Annotated in this window: 18 protein-coding genes; 13 read left to right on the top strand and 5 right to left on the bottom strand. The window is 59.7% G+C overall.

What is annotated here, in order from left to right; all coding sequences use genetic code 11:
- The first annotated feature begins 82 nt into the window (after positions 1–82).
- The 13 genes from ACP7AP_RS11800 (at position 83) to ACP7AP_RS11860 (ending at position 11,813) form a co-directional block, all read left to right on the top strand.
- The gene (locus ACP7AP_RS11800; RefSeq protein ID WP_426034406.1) at positions 83–1,399 is read left to right on the top strand and encodes an ABC transporter substrate-binding protein; all 1,317 of its coding nucleotides are present in this window, start codon (positions 83–85) and stop codon (positions 1,397–1,399) included.
- Positions 1,400–1,506: 107 nt separating this feature from the next.
- The gene (locus ACP7AP_RS11805) at positions 1,507–2,451 is read left to right on the top strand and encodes a carbohydrate ABC transporter permease (RefSeq protein WP_426034407.1); all 945 of its coding nucleotides are present in this window, start codon (positions 1,507–1,509) and stop codon (positions 2,449–2,451) included.
- Positions 2,448–3,386, top strand: coding sequence for a carbohydrate ABC transporter permease (locus tag ACP7AP_RS11810; protein WP_426034408.1), 939 nt, complete (start codon positions 2,448–2,450; stop codon positions 3,384–3,386). The genes ACP7AP_RS11805 and ACP7AP_RS11810 overlap by 4 nt, the downstream gene beginning before the upstream one ends.
- A complete protein-coding gene (locus ACP7AP_RS11815; protein ID WP_426034409.1) occupies positions 3,383–3,571 on the top strand; it encodes a hypothetical protein in 189 nt (62 codons plus the stop codon). The genes ACP7AP_RS11810 and ACP7AP_RS11815 overlap by 4 nt, the downstream gene beginning before the upstream one ends.
- Before the next feature lie 3 nt (positions 3,572–3,574).
- Positions 3,575–4,669, top strand: coding sequence for an ABC transporter ATP-binding protein (locus ACP7AP_RS11820; protein ID WP_426034410.1), 1,095 nt, complete (start codon positions 3,575–3,577; stop codon positions 4,667–4,669).
- On the top strand, positions 4,662–5,654 hold the full coding sequence (locus ACP7AP_RS11825; RefSeq protein ID WP_426034411.1) for an ABC transporter ATP-binding protein: 993 nt from the start codon (positions 4,662–4,664) through the stop codon (positions 5,652–5,654). Before ACP7AP_RS11820 ends, ACP7AP_RS11825 begins: the two co-directional genes overlap by 8 nt.
- A gap of 10 nt (positions 5,655–5,664) precedes the next feature.
- Positions 5,665–7,281: a dihydroxyacetone kinase subunit DhaK gene (locus ACP7AP_RS11830; RefSeq protein WP_426034412.1), complete on the top strand. Its 1,617-nt coding sequence runs from the start codon at positions 5,665–5,667 to the stop codon at positions 7,279–7,281.
- Positions 7,282–7,363: 82 nt separating this feature from the next.
- Positions 7,364–7,774 carry a c-type cytochrome gene (locus tag ACP7AP_RS11835; protein WP_426034413.1) on the top strand — a complete coding sequence of 137 codons (411 nt, stop codon included), beginning with the start codon at positions 7,364–7,366 and terminating at the stop codon, positions 7,772–7,774.
- 222 nt (positions 7,775–7,996) lie between these two features.
- Positions 7,997–9,661 carry a 30S ribosomal protein S1 gene (gene rpsA, locus ACP7AP_RS11840; RefSeq protein WP_426034463.1) on the top strand — a complete coding sequence of 555 codons (1,665 nt, stop codon included), beginning with the start codon at positions 7,997–7,999 and terminating at the stop codon, positions 9,659–9,661.
- Between the two features lie 180 nt (positions 9,662–9,841).
- Positions 9,842–10,123: an integration host factor subunit beta gene (ihfB, locus tag ACP7AP_RS11845; protein WP_054007070.1), complete on the top strand. Its 282-nt coding sequence runs from the start codon at positions 9,842–9,844 to the stop codon at positions 10,121–10,123.
- A gap of 63 nt (positions 10,124–10,186) precedes the next feature.
- On the top strand, positions 10,187–10,549 hold the full coding sequence (locus ACP7AP_RS11850; protein ID WP_426034414.1) for a lipopolysaccharide assembly protein LapA domain-containing protein: 363 nt from the start codon (positions 10,187–10,189) through the stop codon (positions 10,547–10,549).
- A gap of 15 nt (positions 10,550–10,564) precedes the next feature.
- Positions 10,565–11,227 carry a phosphoribosylanthranilate isomerase gene (locus ACP7AP_RS11855; protein ID WP_426034415.1) on the top strand — a complete coding sequence of 221 codons (663 nt, stop codon included), beginning with the start codon at positions 10,565–10,567 and terminating at the stop codon, positions 11,225–11,227.
- 199 nt (positions 11,228–11,426) lie between these two features.
- A complete protein-coding gene (locus ACP7AP_RS11860; RefSeq protein WP_426034416.1) occupies positions 11,427–11,813 on the top strand; it encodes a VOC family protein in 387 nt (128 codons plus the stop codon).
- 72 nt (positions 11,814–11,885) lie between these two features.
- Here the strand turns inward: ACP7AP_RS11860 and ACP7AP_RS11865 are convergent, their stop codons facing one another.
- From ACP7AP_RS11865 to ACP7AP_RS11885, 5 genes are all read right to left on the bottom strand, one after another.
- Positions 11,886–12,122, bottom strand: a complete 237-nt coding sequence (locus tag ACP7AP_RS11865; protein WP_426034417.1) for an Lrp/AsnC family transcriptional regulator — start codon at positions 12,120–12,122, stop codon at positions 11,886–11,888.
- A gap of 47 nt (positions 12,123–12,169) precedes the next feature.
- Positions 12,170–13,708, bottom strand: coding sequence for an AAA family ATPase (locus tag ACP7AP_RS11870; RefSeq protein ID WP_426034418.1), 1,539 nt, complete (start codon positions 13,706–13,708; stop codon positions 12,170–12,172).
- A 355-nt stretch (positions 13,709–14,063) separates the two neighbouring features.
- The gene (gene ccrA, locus ACP7AP_RS11875) at positions 14,064–15,356 is read right to left on the bottom strand and encodes a crotonyl-CoA carboxylase/reductase (RefSeq protein ID WP_426034419.1); all 1,293 of its coding nucleotides are present in this window, start codon (positions 15,354–15,356) and stop codon (positions 14,064–14,066) included.
- 129 nt (positions 15,357–15,485) lie between these two features.
- Entirely contained in the window at positions 15,486–16,841 is a 1,356-nt protein-coding gene (locus ACP7AP_RS11880; RefSeq protein ID WP_426034420.1) for a 1-acyl-sn-glycerol-3-phosphate acyltransferase, read from the bottom strand.
- An 87-nt stretch (positions 16,842–16,928) separates the two neighbouring features.
- Complete coding sequence (locus tag ACP7AP_RS11885; protein ID WP_426034421.1) at positions 16,929–17,258, bottom strand: hypothetical protein; 330 nt, start codon at positions 17,256–17,258, stop codon at positions 16,929–16,931.
- Positions 17,259–17,316: the final 58 nt, after the last annotated feature.

The raw sequence follows: 17,316 nt of genomic DNA on the forward strand, positions 1-17,316 counted from the left end.
CATGAGGTACGTACCTCATCTAGCCTTTACCCAGCAAAGAGTCGTGGCGAGGAGGCCGTGGCCTGCAACCGGGAGGAATAAAATGAACGCGAAGCTGCTGTTATCCACGGCGTCCGTGGCCATCATGGCGATGGGTGCCGCCAAAGCCGAAGACCTGACCCTGTGCTGGGCCGCATGGGACCCCGCCAACGCCCTGATCGAGCTTTCCAAGGAATATGAGGCGCAATCCGGCAACACCATGCATTTCGAATTCGTGCCATGGACCAGCTTTGCCGACCGCATGCTGAACGAGCTGAACTCAGGCGGCAAGCTGTGCGATCTGATGATCGGCGACAGCCAATGGATCGGCGGCGCGGCTGAAAACGGCCAATATATCAAGCTGAACGATTTCTTCGACGCCAACGGCATCAAGATGGATGACTTCATCCCAGCCACCGTCACAGGCTATGCCGAATGGCCAAAAGGCACGCCGAACTACTGGGCTTTGCCCGCCTTTGGCGATGTGGTCGGCTGGACGTATCGGAAGGATTGGTTTGCCAAGCCCGAGTTGCAAGCCGAATTCAAAGAGAAATACGGCCACGATCTCGCCCCGCCCGCCACCTTTGACGAGTTGAAACAAATCGCCGAATTCTTCCAGAACCGTGAGGTTGACGGCAAAAAGGTCTACGGTGCCTCGATCTACACCGAGCGCGGCTCGGAAGGCATCACCATGGGCGTGATGGACGTGCTGTATTCCTTCGGCTTCAAATACGACAACCCCGAAAAACCCTATGATATGGAAGGCTTTGTGAATTCCGAAAGCGCCGTCAAAGGCCTTGAATTCTACAAATCGCTCTACGATTGCTGCGTCCCGCCAGGCTCGTCGAACGGCTACATGGGCGAAGGCGTCGATGCCTATAAATCCGGCCAAGTCGCGTTGCAAATGAACTTCGCCTTCACCTGGCCCGGCTTTAACACCGATGCCAATGTCGGCGGCGACAAGACCGGCTATTTCGCCAACCCAGCCGGCCCGAACGGCGATAAATTCGCCCAGCTTGGCGGTCAGGGCATTTCGGTGGTCGCGGCCTCCGACAAGCAAGACGCGGCCCTTACCTATATCAAATGGTTCGCCCAGCCCGAAGTTCAGGCGAAATGGTGGAAACTCGGCGGCTATTCTGCGCTGCGCGCCGTGGTCGAAGATCCCGGTTTTGCCACCAGCCAGCCTTATGCGCAGACCTTCCTTGATAGCATGGCGATCGTGAAGGATTTCTGGGCCGAACCCAGCTACGCCACCCTGATGCAGTCGTCGCAAAAGTGGTTCCACGATTATGTTGTAGCAGGCAATGGCACCGCGAAAGAAGCCCTCGACGGTTTGGTTGCCGATTGGCACGCGACGTTTGAGGAAGAAGGCAAATACTAAGCCAACTCTCTCCCCCACCCGAAAAGGTGGGGGTCCGCGCGAGGCTCTTGAGGGCCAACAGAGCCTCGCGCATGATGCTTTAAGCGGCCCTCAGGAAAGCTTATCCCATGCCCGATCCCCTACAGCGCGTCGCGGCCGCCACGCCGCCGAAACTTGCACATCAAATTCGCGGGTTATCCGACCGCACCATCGCGTGGCTGTTCGTCGCCCCCACGATTTTCCTCCTTCTCGCCGTCAACATCTTCCCGCTAATCTGGACCATCCGCCTAAGCCTCACCAACTTCCGCACCAACCGCCCGAACAACGCGGTGGAATGGGTGGGCATCGAGAATTACCGCAAGATCCTGACCAACCCCGACACTTGGGCCTCGCTGCAAGCCACCGCCCATTTCCTGGTCTGGACCATCACGCTGCAAGTGCTGATCGGCTTCACCCTCGCTTACCTGATCAACAAAAAGTTCCGCACCAATGATCTGTGGACCACTTTGATCGTGCTGCCGATGATGCTGTCCCCCGCCGTGGTCGGCAATTTCTGGACCTTCCTCTATCAACCACAAATCGGATTGTTCAACTATTTCATCGCCTTCCTGACAGGTACCGATCCCGCCAGCTTCTCCATGATCGGCGAAGTCGCCCTCGCGCCTTGGGCCATCGTCATCGTCGACACCTGGATGTGGACCCCCTTCGTCATGCTGATCTGCCTCGCTGGCCTGCGCTCGATCCCGCCCTCGATCTACGAGGCAGCCGAATGTGACCGCGCCAGCAAATGGCGGCAATTCTGGACCATCACCCTGCCGATGGCCCTGCCCTTCCTGATGCTCGCCGTGCTGTTTCGCGGCATCGAAAACTTCAAAATGTTCGATCTTGTCGTGCAACTGACAGGCGGCGGGCCCGGTGCCACCACGCAACTGACCTCGATTGATCTGAAGCGCGAAGCCTTTGAGAAATGGCGCACCGGCTACGCCTCTGCCTATGCGGTGATCCTGTTTGTCACAGTGTTCGGCCTCGCCTCGATCTACGTCAAAGCCCTGAACAAGGTAAAAGACAGATGAGCTATTCCATCACCGAACCCTCCAACCGCCAAAAGTGGATCGCCGGTGGCTTAGTCATAGCCTACGCCATCCTCACCCTGCTGCCCCTCGCATGGATCATCGCCACCGGCTTCAAAACCCCCGCCGATGCCATCGCCTACCCGCCAAAGGTGCTGTTCACGCCGTCGCTCGAAGGCTACGTCAACCTGTTCACCTCCCGCTCCCGCGTCACGCCCGAAGACCTCGCGGCGCTTGGCCCACCGACCACATGGTATGACACCATCGTGCGGCAATACGGCATGGTGATCACCGGCGCGTCCCGTTACGGCGAGCGGTTCCTGAACTCGGTCATCATCGGTTTCGGATCGACCTTCCTGTCGGTTTTCTTAGGCACCATCGCGGCTTACGCGTTCAGCCGCTTCAAAGTGCCGCTGAAAGACGACCTTTTATTCTTCATCCTCTCCACAAGAATGATGCCCCCCATCGCCGTCGCCATCCCGATTTTCCTGATGTACCGCCAGCTTGGCCTGTCCGACACCCACCTCGGCATGATCCTGCTTTACACCGCCGTGAACCTGTCCCTATCGGTCTGGCTGCTGAAAGGTTTCATCGACGAAATCCCCATCGAATACGAAGAAGCCGCCCTGATCGACGGCTACACCCGCTTCCAGGCCTTTTACAAAGTTGTGCTGCCGCAAGCCGCGACCGGCATCGCCTCCACCGCGATCTTCTGCCTGATCTTCGCATGGAACGAATACGCCTTCGCGGTGCTGCTGACCTCCGGCACAGCCCAAACCGCCCCGCCCTTCATCCCCACTATCATCGGCGCGGGCGGCAAAGACTGGCCCGCCGTCGCCGCAGGCGCGACGCTGTTCCTGCTGCCGATCATGATCTTCACCATCCTGCTGCGCAAACACCTGCTGCGCGGCATCACCTTCGGAGCGGTGCGCAAATGAAAAACTTTCTCAACGGCATCCTGCACTTCCGCCGTGGCCCGTGGGAGATGCTCGCCACCATCCTGATAGCCCTAGGCGTCTTCATGCTGATGCAACCCTTCGCCTTGATCTTGTTCACCTATTCCTTCGTGGTGACGCTTATCGGCACGGTGATGTTCATCATCACCAGCCATTTCCCGGAGTAAGAGATGGCCCAAATCGTCATCAAAAGCCTGCGCAAAGAATTCGGCGCGTTCACCGCCGTACAATCCTCCAGCTTCACGATCGAGGACGGCGAATTTTTCATGCTGCTCGGCCCCTCTGGCTGCGGCAAAACCACCACTTTGCGGATGATCGCCGGGCTGGAGTTACCCACCGCAGGTGAGATTTTCATCGACGGGGCTGAGGTTTCCCAAAAGCCCGCCAGCCAGCGCGACATTGCCTTCGTGTTCCAGATGTTCGCGCTCTATCCGCATATGAATGTGCGCAAGAACATCTCCTACCCCCTCGTCAGCCAAGGCATGAAACGCGACCAAGTCCGCGCCAAAGTCAACGAAGTCGCCGAGATTCTCGGCATCACCGCGATCCTGGAAAAGCCCGTCGGCGGCCTGTCCGGCGGCGACCGCCAACGCGTCGCCTTGGGTCGCGCCATCGTCCGCGACCCCGCCTGTTTCCTGATGGACGAGCCCCTTGGCGCACTAGATGCGGAATTCCGCGAACATATGGCCCTAGAACTGCGTGCCCTGCACTACCGCATGCGCGCCACCACGGTTTACGTCACGCATGACCAGCTCGAAGCCATGCAGATGGGCGACAAAATCGTCGTGATGAATCACGGTGTTGTCGAGCAATTCGGCCGCCCGCAGGAAATCTACGACTGGCCCGCCACCACCTTCGTCGCCCGTTTCATCGGCTCGCCCGCGATGAACCTGCTGAATTTCGACGGCATGGTCGGCAATGGCAGCACCGAAGTCACCCTCTCAGACGCCGCCATCCAAATCCCGCCGATGATCAGCGGCGGCAGTGGCACCCTCACCCTCGGCGTGCGCCCCGAACACATCCGCCTCGACGATGCCGCCCCGCTCAAAGCCCGCATCCTCGCCGCTGAATACCTCGGCACCACCCAGATCATCACCCTGCAAACCGCCCACGGCCCGGTCAAAGCCCGCATCGCTTCCGACCAGCCCGCCACCATCGGCGACACCACCGGCCTCACCTTCGATCCCCGTTCGATCACTTTGTTCGACCCCACCGGCCACGCCCTGATCTCTGAGGCAAATCAAAAGGTTCTATCCCATGGCTGAGGTGATCCTGAACAACGTCTCAAAATCCTACGGGGCGCAAACCGCCCTAGACAGCGTCAGCATGACCATCCCCGACGGTGCTTTCGTGGTCTTGCTCGGCCCCACCGGAGCAGGCAAAACCACCATCCTGCGCCTTGTCTCGGGCCTTGACACCCCCACCACGGGCGACATCCGCATCAACGGCCAAAGCACAAAAGGCCTCACCCCCGCCCAACGCAATGTCGCGATGGTGTTCCAGCAATATTCGCTTTACCCGCATCTGACCGTGCGCGAAAACATGGAATTCCCGCTGAAATCGCCGCTGCTGCGTACCCCGCGCAGCGAGATCACCCGCAAAGTCGCCGAAGTCGCCGAAATCCTGCAAATCTCCCACAAGCTCGACAACAAGGCGACGGCCCTTTCGGGCGGCGAGATGCAGCGCGTCTCCATCGGTCGCGCGCTTGTGCGCAACCCCGCCGTCTATCTGATGGATGAACCGCTCAGCAGCCTCGACGCCAAACTCCGCGCCGATCTGCGGGTAGAGCTGAAAAATATCCAAGCCAACCTTGGCGCGACTTTCCTCTATGTCACCCATGACCAGATTGAGGCGATGACAATGGCCACCCATGTCGGCGTTCTCGACCACGGAAAACTCGTGCAATTCGGCACCCCGCGCGAGATTTACGAACAACCCGTCAGCATTTATGCCGCAGGTCGCTTGGGTCAGCCGCATATCAACATCCTGCCCGCCGATCTGTTCGGCCCCGCCCCCGCCAATGCGACGAAAATCGGCCTGCGCCCCGAGCAAATCCAGCAAGGCGCAGGCGAAGATGCGCTGGTGAAACGCATCGAACATTTGGGCGATCAAACCCGCCTGCATCTGTCGTTCAAGAACCACGACCTGACCACCGTGACCGAGGCCCACACGCCCTTGCGCAGCGGCGACATCCTGAAAATCCAACCGCAGCGCCCGTTCTATTTCGACGCCAACGGCACCCGCATATAAGGAACCCGCGATGACTCAATTCATGAACAAACGCGAAAACATCGTGACCGAGGCGATTGACGGCCTGCTGATGGCCTCGGGCGGGCGACTGGTGCGGCTGGATGGCTACCCGCATATCCGCGTCGTCCTCCGCGCCGATTGGGACAAATCCCGTGTTGCCCTCGTCTCGGGTGGCGGCTCCGGCCATGAGCCTGCCCATGCCGGTTTCGTCGGCCCCGGTATGCTGACCGCCGCCGTTTGTGGCGATGTGTTCGCCAGCCCTTCGGTCGATGCGGTGCTGGCAGGTATCCTCGCCGTCACCGGTCCCGCAGGCTGCCTGCTGATCGTGAAGAACTACACCGGAGATCGCCTGAATTTCGGCCTCGCCGCCGAGCGCGCCCGCGCCTTTGGCATGAAGGTCAGCATGGTGATCGTCGATGACGACATTGCCCTGCCCAATTTGCCGCAAGCGCGCGGCCTTGCCGGAACCTTGTTTGTCCATAAAATCGCGGGTTACCTTGCCGAACAAGGCCACGATCTGGCGGCTGTCACAAAAGCCGCCGAAGCCGTGATCGCAGGCGCGACCTCGATCGGCATGTCGCTGGATACCTGCACCGTCCCCGGCTCGGCGAAAGAAAACCGCATCCCGCAGGGCATGGCGGAACTTGGCCTTGGCATCCACGGCGAACCCGGCGTTGAACAAATCGCTTTCACGGACGCCGCCCATGCCATGACCGCGATGATCGACAAACTTCAGCCCAGTGACGGCCCGTATGTCGCGCTGCTGAACAACCTCGGCGGCGCGTCTGAATTGGAAATGTCTGTGCTGGCCTATGAACTTCTCCGCTCTCCCCTTGGGACTAAAATCAAATACATTATAGGCCCAAGTGCCATGATGACCTCGCTCGATATGCGCGGGCTTTCGATCTCGCTCCTCCCGCTCACCCGCCAAATCGAAACCGCTCTCACAGCTCCCGTTCCCCTCACTGCATGGCCCGGTTGTCAGCCGAACACCGCCATCAAAACAAAAACCCTGCCGGATGGGCTGACGCCAATCCGCCCGATTCCATCCCAACACAAACCCACTAAAGATTTCCTAATCAAATGCTGCCAGATCATGATTTCCTTGGAATCTGACCTCAATGTGCTCGACGCCAAATCCGGCGATGGTGACACCGGATCGACCCTGTCAGGTGCCGCCCATGCCCTGATCGACGCCGTCGACCAGCTGCCGCTGTCGGATCACACCCAGCTCTACCGCGCCATCGGCCTTGAACTCAGTCAAACCATGGGCGGCTCGTCGGGTGTGCTGCTCGCGATCTTCTTCGCCGCCGCTGGCGATGCCGCCTCATCTGGCTTGACCATGCGCGATTCGCTACGCGCCGGGCTGGAGCGGATGCAGCAAATCGGTGGCGCAAAACTCGGCGACCGCACGATGATTGACGCGCTGCAACCCGCGCTTGACGCCCTAGATCACGGCCTGCAAGCCGCCGCAGATGCCGCACGAGCCGGGGCAAACCACACCGCCACCATGCTGACCGCCAAAGCCGGCCGCGCCGCCTATATCAACGCTGGCAACCTGCAAGGCCATATCGACCCCGGTGCCGAGGCTGTGGCGCGGCTGTTTGAAGCACTTGCCACGAATTGATGTGAATCGCCGCAGGCTGCACTATAACCTGATGGGTGGAAGCGGAAGCGTCCGCTCGCCAGCCCTTCAAGGAGCCCGCCAGATGAAATACGCAATCAAAACTTTAGTTCTCTGCGCCACCCTCTCCACCCCAGCGCTTGCCGAAGGTGACGCTGACAAGGGCGAGGGCTTGTTCAAACGCTGCCTTGCCTGCCATTCGATCATCGCCGCCGACGGCAACGCGGTACAAAAAGGCGGCAAAACCGGCCCCAATCTGTTCGGTGTCATCGGTCGCCCGATTGGCAGCTACCCGGATTTCAAATACGGCACAGGCCTGCTGGCATTGAACGCCAAGGGAGATGTCTGGGACGAAGCCAAACTCGCCGCCTATATCACCAACCCGACCGCATGGGTGAAAGAGGAATCCGGCGATCCGGCGCTCACCGCTAAAATGGCCTTCAAAATGGCTAGCGGAGCCGATGATATGGCGGCGTATCTGGCGACGATGAAGTAACAGGGGCCGCTCCACCTCAAATCCAGCGGATTTCAAGCGGCAACTGTCCCAACATCCCCTATAACGCTTGCAGAATCCCGCCATTCGCCCTAAAAACGCCAATGATTGCAGGGTCGGGCACACACCACGGCCCTGTCGTTATTGCAGCCAAGACCGGCGGAGCCAACCGCATGGCCAGTGACATATCGAAAAAAGGACCCAAACTACATGAATTCCAAAGCTATGGACGAATTTGAAGCACTTTTGAAAGAAAGCTTCGAAATTGACACCCCCGAAGAGGGAACGGTTGTCAAAGGCAAGGTTATCGCAATCGAAGCGGGCCAGGCCATTATTGATGTCGGCTACAAGATGGAAGGCCGCATCGACCTGAAAGAATTCGCAAATCCGGGTGAGCTGCCGAATATCAACGTCGGCGACACCGTGGAAGTCTACCTCGACCGCGTGGAAAATGCCCGCGGCGAAGCCCAAATCTCGCGCGAGAAAGCCCGTCGCGAAGAAGCTTGGGACCGTCTTGAGAAAGCCTATGCGACCGAAACCCGCGTTGATGGCGCGATCTTTGGCCGTGTCAAAGGCGGCTTCACGGTGGATCTGGGCGGCGCTGTCGCCTTCCTGCCGGGTTCGCAAGTGGACGTTCGTCCGGTTCGTGATGCTGGCCCGCTGATGGGCATGAAGCAGCCGTTCCAGATCCTGAAAATGGATCGCCGCCGTGGCAATATCGTGGTGTCGCGTCGCGCCATCCTTGAAGAGTCGCGTGCAGAACAGCGTGCCGAAGTCATCGGCAACCTCACTGAGGGGCAAACCATCGACGGCGTTGTGAAAAACATCACCGAATACGGTGCGTTCGTCGATCTGGGCGGCGTTGACGGCCTGCTGCACGTCACCGATATGGCTTGGCGTCGTGTCAACCACCCGTCGGAAATCCTCGCGATTGGTGAGACGATCAAGGTGCAGGTCATCAAGATCAACAAAGAAACCCACCGCATTTCGCTGGGCATGAAGCAGCTGCAATCCGATCCGTGGGATGCTGTTGAGAAACTCTATGCCATCGGCACCGTGCACAAAGGCCGCGTCACCAACATCACCGATTACGGCGCCTTTGTGGAGCTGGAAGCCGGTGTTGAAGGCCTCGTCCACGTCTCGGAAATGTCTTGGACCAAGAAAAACGTCCACCCCGGCAAGATCGTTTCGACCTCGCAGGAAGTGGAAGTTATGGTTCTGGAAATCGACAGCACCAAACGCCGCGTGTCCTTGGGCCTCAAACAGACCCAGCGCAACCCGTGGGAAGTGTTTGCCGAAACCCATCCGATCGGCACCAACATCGAAGGCGAAGTCAAGAACATCACCGAATTCGGTCTGTTCGTGGGTCTCGACAACGACATCGACGGCATGGTTCACCTCTCTGACCTGTCATGGGATCAGCGCGGCGAAGACGCCATTGCGAATTACCGCAAGGGCGACACCGTCACCGCGTCTGTTACCGAAGTTGACGTCGAGAAAGAGCGTATCTCGCTGTCGATCAAAGCCTTGGGCGAAGACACCTTCACCGATGCGGTTGATGGCGTGAAACGTGGCGGTATCATCACCGTCGTGGTGACCGCGATTGAAGAAGGCGGCGTTGAGGTTGAATACAACGGCGCGAAAAGCTTCATCCGTCGTTCCGACCTGTCGCGGGAACGCGCCGATCAACGCCCCGAGCGTTTCAGCGTTGGCGACAAGATCGACGTGCGCGTCACCAACATCGACCCGAAGACCCGCCGCATGGGTCTGTCGATCAAAGCGCGTGAGATCGCTGAAGAGAAAGAAGCTGTCGAGCAGTATGGTTCGTCCGATTCGGGCGCCAGCTTGGGCGACATCCTCGGTGCCGCTCTGAAGGGCGACAAGAACTGATCTGACCTCACGGTTGGTGAAAAGGGGCCCCGCAGCAATGCGGGGCCCTTTGCTTTGGCACCTTTAGCTTGCAATTTTGTTTGTGCCTTTGGAAATTATGCCTATAGTCCAATGCGTAACAGGTTGGCACGGCCGAGAATCCCAAAACCGGGGCGCGGCACCACTAGGGGGATATCGCGGATGATACGGTCTGAACTGATCCAAAAAATCGCGGATGAAAATCCGCACCTGACGCAGCGCCATGTTGAACGCATCGTCAACACGGTGTTTGAAGAAATCATCGAAGCCCTCGCCAAAGGCGACCGGGTCGAATTGCGCGGCTTTGGCGCGTTTTCGGTGAAAGCCCGCGATGCCCGCGTGGGGCGCAATCCGCGCACCGGTGAGGCTGTCAGCGTCGAGGATAAGAAGGTTCCGTTCTTCAAAACCGGCAAACTGCTGCGCGATCGTCTCAACGCCAAATAAGCCGCATTGCGCATCGGCGCGATCGCCCCAATAGTGGGTCAGCACCTGCAAAAAGGCGGTCCGATGTTTCGTTACCTGCGTTATCTGATTTTGGCAGCCGTGGGCCTTGCCCTGCTGATAGTGGCCTTGGCCAACCGCACCCCTGTTTTGCTGAAAGCCGTGCCCGATGACTTTGCCGCCTTTCTGGGCGTGACCTGGCAGATGCAGCTTCCGGTTTTCGTCGTGCTGTTCGGTGGCATCGTGATTGGCGTGCTGGTGGGCTTTTTGTGGGAATGGGCGCGCGAGCATAAGCATCGTGCGACCGCTTCGACCAAAACCCGCGAAGTCACCAAGCTGGAACGCGAACTCGCCAATATGCGCGACGCCACCTCGGTTCCGCAACAAGATGAGATCATCGCCCTGCTCAACCGCCCGAAAGCCAAGTAATGCCAAAGTTTGACCATGCCTGATATTCGCGTCAAAATCTGCGGCCTGCGCAGCTTAGGCGACGTGGCCGCCGTGGCCGCGACCAAAGCCGCCTATGCGGGCTTCGTGTTCTTCCCAAAATCCCCGCGCCATCTGACCATCCCGCAAGCCCGCGCCCTCACCCTTGCCGCCCCCGTGGGTCTGGCGAAAGTCGCCCTTTTGGTTGATGCCGACGACGCCCTGCTTGATGCGATCACGGAGGCGATGCCGCTCGACATGCTGCAACTCCACGGCCACGAAACTCCCGAGCGTGTCGCCGAAATCCGCGCCCGTTACGGCCTGCCGGTGATGAAAGCCGTCGGCGTCACCGATGAAGGCGATCTTGCGGCAGTCTTCGAATACTCCCTCGCCGCCGATCAAATTCTGGTCGATGCCAAACCGCCGAAGACCTCCGCCCTCCCCGGCGGCAATGGCCTGTCGTTTGATTGGAGGCTGGTCGCCCAACGCCGCTGGCTGAAACCCTGGATGCTCGCAGGCGGCCTCTCCCCGCAGAACGTCGCCGAAGCAATCCGGCTGACCAACGCCCGCCAAGTCGATGTCTCCTCTGGCGTGGAATCCAGCCATGGCGTCAAAGACCCGAGCAAAATCAGCGCCTTCGTCCAAGCCGCCACCCAAGACGGCCCGCCCATCCTGCGCTAGTGCCGCCTCAAAAACGCACAACCAAAAGCATTTTCTCTTTTCTAAATACTCCCGCCGGAGGCTTCCGACAGATCCACCACGGCCAAAGCCAGTAATTTCACATTGGCCCAAATACTCCCGCCGGAGGCTCCCCCGCCTCCACAGCCCAAAGCCCAGCAATTTCATCTGTTCTAAAATATCCCCGCCGGAGGCTCCCGCCATGCCCGCCTACATCACGCTCGGCGCGAATGACCCCGCGCAATCGCACGCCTTCTACGATGCCGTGCTAAAGACCATCGGCTGGTCCGCCCATGCCGATTTCCCCGGTGGCTGGAAATGTTACTCAGATGGCGGGCTTGGAGAAGGGTTCAAATTCTGGGTCTGCCCGCCCTTCAACAATGAGCCCGCCACCCCCGGCAATGGTCAAATGCTCTGCCTCCCCGCGCGCAGCCGCGCCGAGGTCGATGGCTTCCACGCCGCAGCCATGGCCCATGGTGCGAAAGACGAAGGCGCCCCCGGCATCCGCGAGATTTACAGCCCAACATGGTATGCAGCCTATCTGCGCGACCCCTCTGGCAACAAACTCGCGGTGATGTTCGAGGGTTAAACAAACCCGAACGCGCAGGGTTAAGCCCGTGATCCAGCGAAGGCGATTAGCGGTCCCGAGTCGGCACCGGCCTCAAAATGCCTTGAAGGTCATCGTCGTCAAAGTCCGCACGATCCCCGCAATATCAAATAACTTCTCTGACAAATAATGCCCGACATCGGCATCCTCGGGGATATATATCTTCGCGATCAAATCATATTCACCGCTGGTCGAATATAACTCTGAAACCACCTCGCGATCATAAATCGCAGTGGCGACCTCATAGGTTTTGCCGGGGGTGCAGCGAAATTGAACGAACACGCAGATCATCGAAACCTCATCCTTTTCCCCCACCCTAGCGCAGCCAAAGCCAGAGTCTAGTCATCGCCCTGCGTGGTCAACGTCAGCGGCACCGTCGCGGGTCGCAGATCCTCGACCGTCAGCGCCTGCAACGGTCGCGCAAGCCTGGGTCGCACCACCCACATCAAGCGATGCTGCGCCCGCGTGATCGCGACGTAAGCCAGCCGTTTCCACAGCGGCACCCCCGCCTCGGATCGCCCCGCCGCCGCCGCCGCATACAAATCCGGCGCGAACACCTGCACGGTTTCCCATTGCGAGCCCTGCGCCTTATGGATCGTCACTGCCGCGCCATGCAGGAAAGCTGCCCCCATCGTGGCCGCAGAGGCAATGAACGGCTCATCCTCATCCGGGCGCTCAATCTTGATGATCGACGCGGCGGAAACCTGCGGGTCTTCCGCCCCCACCACGTGAATCTTCGCAAACCCGGCGCGGTTGCCCGGGCCAAGATAGATCACCTGCGCGCCCTTGATCAGCCCGCGCGCTTCCAGATCAATCCGCTTCTTGCGGTGCTTGAGCGGCAGTTCAATGCCATCACAAATCAGCGGCTCTCCGGGCAACAACTGATCATCCGGCGCGCCATGTGCGGCGCGAAACGCAGTGATCAGACGGATACGGGTGGCATTGCGCCAAACCAGAACCGGGCTGCGCGCCATGAGGTCAGCATCGACCCGCTCGGCCCAGACCACGCGGCTATCCTTTTTCGAGGCGGCTTCCACCATCCGCTCAAATTCGTCAAACCCAAGGTTCGGATCGCCCAACGCATGCGCCAGATCCAAGATCGGATTGTCCTGCGCCTGTCGGTGGATGCGGCTGAGCACCAGCTTGCGGCCCTCGCCCAGACGGTCAAACACCATCTCGCCCGACAGGCCGACCGGAGCCAACTGGGCGGGATCGCCGAACAGCACGAGGGTCGAGAAAATCTCGCGCAGATCGCTTAGCGCGCGTTCATCCAGCATCGAGGATTCATCGACAAAGCCAATATCCAGCGGTTCTTCGCGCCGCTTCCAGCCCTTGATGAAATCGCTGCCCCGCAAGCCAGCCGCAGCCAGCGCGCCGGGGATCGAGGCGACATTTTGGTAGAATGCATGGGCGCGGTCGAGCGCGAGTTCAGTCAGCCCTTCAACCACCGGGCGCGGGCCTTGGCCTGTCAGCCATTCGGCGATTTTCTCATACTGTGGGTCATAGACAGGGGTGTAAAGTATGCGGTGCATCGTGGTCGCGGGAACCCCGCGCATCCGCAGCACCGAGGCCGCTTTGTTGGTCGGGGCCAAAATTGCCAAACTGCGGCGTTCTTTGCGCTTTTTCGGCTCGTAATCGCCGGACACCAGATCAACGCCCGCCGCGACCAAGGCTTTATATAGGCTGGCGAGCAGCATGGTTTTGCCCGAGCCCGCCTTGCCGACCACCGCCAGAACCGATGATTTATCCTCGGGCCGGGGTTCCAGCCCGCCCTTGTCCAGATCAACGCCCATGCTGAACAATTCCGCCGAAACGCGGTCATAGGCTTCGGCCTGATCATCGGAAAAGGTCAGCTTCACGGGAGCGAGTTCGGTCATGCTGCGACCATATCCAAGGTTGCCGCCAAGGGCCAGACCCGAAGCCCAAACCTGAAACCAAGTGCCGTTTCTCGGGGCATCGAGCCCCTTGAAACGGCGCTGCCGGGGATGCGGTCTGGGATGTGGTTTCGGCTGAAGCTTTGGGAGGGGGGCCAGCCCCCCGCTGACGCTGCCCCCAGGATATTTATGCCAATGTGAAATCGCTATTGCGCAGCATCGCTTGCCAATGCGCCCAGAAATTTGGCGCGGCGATGCTTCCCCGCTGGGAATGACTTGTGGAAAACAGCAAAGTAATTGCCATTTTCCACCATATGTAGTGTCTATACCTCGGCCTTGAGCAAACCTGCCGTGCCCCTTAACGGTTCAGGCTGGCGTCGAGTGTGTCTTCAAAAGTGCGCAGACCCGTGCGCGTGGCTTGCACCAGCACCGACATATTGCCCGGTTTGTGCTTGTTATTGCGCATCAGCATATGCGCCGCCGGGATTTCCGCCCATGGGAAGACTTCCGACATGCAGGGGTCAAGCCGCCGCTCAATCATCAATTTGTTCGCCGCAGCCGCCTGTTTCAGATGCGCGAAATGGCTGCCTTGCAGGCGCTTTTGGTGCATCCACATGTAGCGCACATCGAAAGTGCAGTTGAAGCCCGAAGTGCCGGCGCAGATCACCACCATGCCGCCCTTTTTGCACACCAGCGAACTGACCGGGAAGGTCGCCTCGCCCGGATGTTCAAACACCATATCAACGCTGACGCCTTTGCCGGTGATGTCCCAGATCGCCTTGCCAAAACGCCGGGCTTCCTTCAGCCAATCGTTATATTCCGGCGTGTTGACCGTCGGCAGTTGGCCCCAGCATTTGAAATCCTTGCGGTTGATCACACCTTTCGCGCCCAAACCCATGACAAATTCGCGCTTGTCTTCTTCCGAGATCACGCCAATCGCATTGGCCCCTGCGGTGTTGATCAACTGGATCGCATACGATCCAAGCCCGCCGGATGCCCCCCAGACCAGCACATTCTGCCCCGGTTTCAGATCATGCGGCTCGTGTCCGAACAGCATCCGGTAAGCGGTGGCAAGGGTCAGGGTGTAGCAGGCGGATTCCTCCCAAGTCAGATGCTTGGGGCGTGGCATCAACTGCTGGGCTTGCACGCGGGTGAATTGCGCGAAGCTGCCGTCGGGCGTCTCGTAGCCCCAGATCCGCTGGCTGGGCGAGAACATTGGATCGCCACCATTACATTCCTCGTCATCGCCGTCATCCTGGTTGCAATGCACCACAACCTCGTCGCCAACCTTCCAGCGTTTCACCTTTTCACCCACCGCCCAGACGATGCCCGAGGCATCCGAGCCCGCAACATGGAACGGTTGTTTGTGGCCATCAAACGGGCTGATCGGCTGGCCGAGGGAAGCCCAAACGCCGTTGTAATTGACGCCTGCTGCCATGACCAGAACCAGCACCTCGTTGCTGTCCAGCTTCCAGGTATCGACCACCTCAACCTGCATGGCGGTGTCTGCCTCGCCATGGCGTTCGCGCCGGATCGACCACGCATACATTTTCGCCGGAACATGGCCGAGGGGGGGCATTTCGCCAATCTCATAAAGGTCCTTCACCGGAGCCTCATAGGGGGTGATTGCCGTGCTGATATCCAACGCCATGCTTGCCTCCAACAAATGCCGCGCCGCAGAATCGGGGCGGGTTGCGGCATTGATAGCGGGCCATTGCGCAACTTTGCAATAGTCTTGATGGATATTTTGTAATTTTATGTCTGCCGCATTGCGGCAATTCTACGGCGCAGTCTCCAACCTCTGCACCACCGGAGCGGCATAAAATCCGATCAAGGCGGCAGAGCCTTGGGTGATTTGCAGGTTTGCGTCGATCAAACCCCGGTTGATCAGCGGCGTCAGGCCCTCGGTCAAGATGGCCTCCAGCCCCTGCGGCGGCAGTTTTTGCACAGCGCCTTGCACGGAAAGCCGCGCCTGCAACGCGGTCACCGCCGCCGTCAGCGCCGCACGATCCAGCGGTTTTTCCAGCAACGCCGCCGCAACCAAAGGCACTGGCAGCACCGGCACCACCTTGGTGATTTCGGCCATCAAGTAAGCCCCCAACTCCTCGGTCGGCCGATGCGGAGCCTCGGCCAGAAAGGCGCGCAAAGACACCGGCGGGCCGAACCCTGCTGCTGTGGTGCCGAAGCCCTTGAAGCGGCCACGGAATTTGCGCCACAGATTGCGCAGCAGAAATCCGATGATCGCCAACGGCTTGCCGCGAAACCTGCGCGTGCCCGCCTGCGCCGCTTGGGTCAAAATCCGGTCTTCCAGCACCCGGTCATAGGCCAGACCAACGGGCACGAACACCACATCGCGCCCGCCGGGCTCGTAGGCCGAGACGATGTAGGACAGCAGCCCCATCTTTGCTGGCCCCACCCGACCGTCCAACGAAAGCCCGCCCTCGGGGAAAATCGCCTGCGTTGTGCCCTCGGCGGTCGCCATCTGCACATAGCGCGCCAAAACCCGGCGATAGAGCGTGTTGCGGCTGCCGCGCCTTATGAAATACGCCCCCATCGAGCGGATCAGCGCGCTGAGCGGCCAAATCCGCGCCCATTCCCCCACCGCATAGGAAATCGCCGAGCGGTTTGCCACCAGCCAGGTGATCAGCACGTAATCCATGTTAGAGCGATGATTCATCACGAAAATCACCGTGGCTTTCGGGTCGATATGCGCCAAAGCCGCGTCGACCTTGCCAATCCGCACCCGATATGCCAGCCGAGACAATCGGCGCGCCAAGCGGGTAGCGACGCCGAAATACAGCGTCGCCGAAAACCCCGGCACGATCTCACGGGCATAGCGGCGGGCTTCTTCAAACGCCACCGATCCGGGCACGCCGGTTTCGGCGGCATGATCGGCCACCGCCTCTAACACACGGGGATCATAAGACAATCGCACGATCATATCCTGCCTGCGCGCCAGTTTGAAAAACTCAATCGGGCGATCCAGACGACGGTTCAGCCGTGAAAGCGCCTTCTCGGCGCGTTTGCGGAAAAACCAGCGCACCGAGGGGAACAGAAAATGCGAGGCAAAAGTGATCGCCGCAAAAGCAAGGATCAGCAGCAGCAGCCAAAAAGGCACGGCGACGGGGTCTGTCATGCCACAATACTGGCAGCCCGCCGCCGTCTTGAAAAGCGCCGTCTTTCAAAGTCAAATTTGCCTCAAATGCCGTCAGACCGCATAAATTCACTCGGTGTAATAGTAATCCCCGGTCTCGCAGACATTAACGCGGGCCTTTTGCAGCACAGTGCCATCGGCAAACACCGCTTTGAAATCAAACTCGCAATAGCCCTGCGCATTGTCGAAATGCAGCTTCATCGCGGCCCCATTCGCCAGTGTCGATGATCCCATCACATCGCTGCCCCAGCGCGAGGCCCCCGAATTGGTCGATTGAAACCGCACCAAAGTCAGCCCGGTGTCGTTGTGAATCCGCACCGTCCGGTCATAGGCGGCGGCTTCTAGGGTGGTGGCAGCCAAAGCGAGGGCAGCAAGGCTCAGGCGCAGGGTGATGTTCATGGTATCCTCAGGGTTTGGGTTGGCCGGGATGGCATGGGCTTAGGTGTGCCGGAACTGC

Origin of the sequence: Cypionkella sp. TWP1-2-1b2 (assembly GCF_049896245.1) — a bacterium.
In the GTDB taxonomy this organism is placed as follows: Bacteria; Pseudomonadota; Alphaproteobacteria; order Rhodobacterales; family Rhodobacteraceae; genus Cypionkella.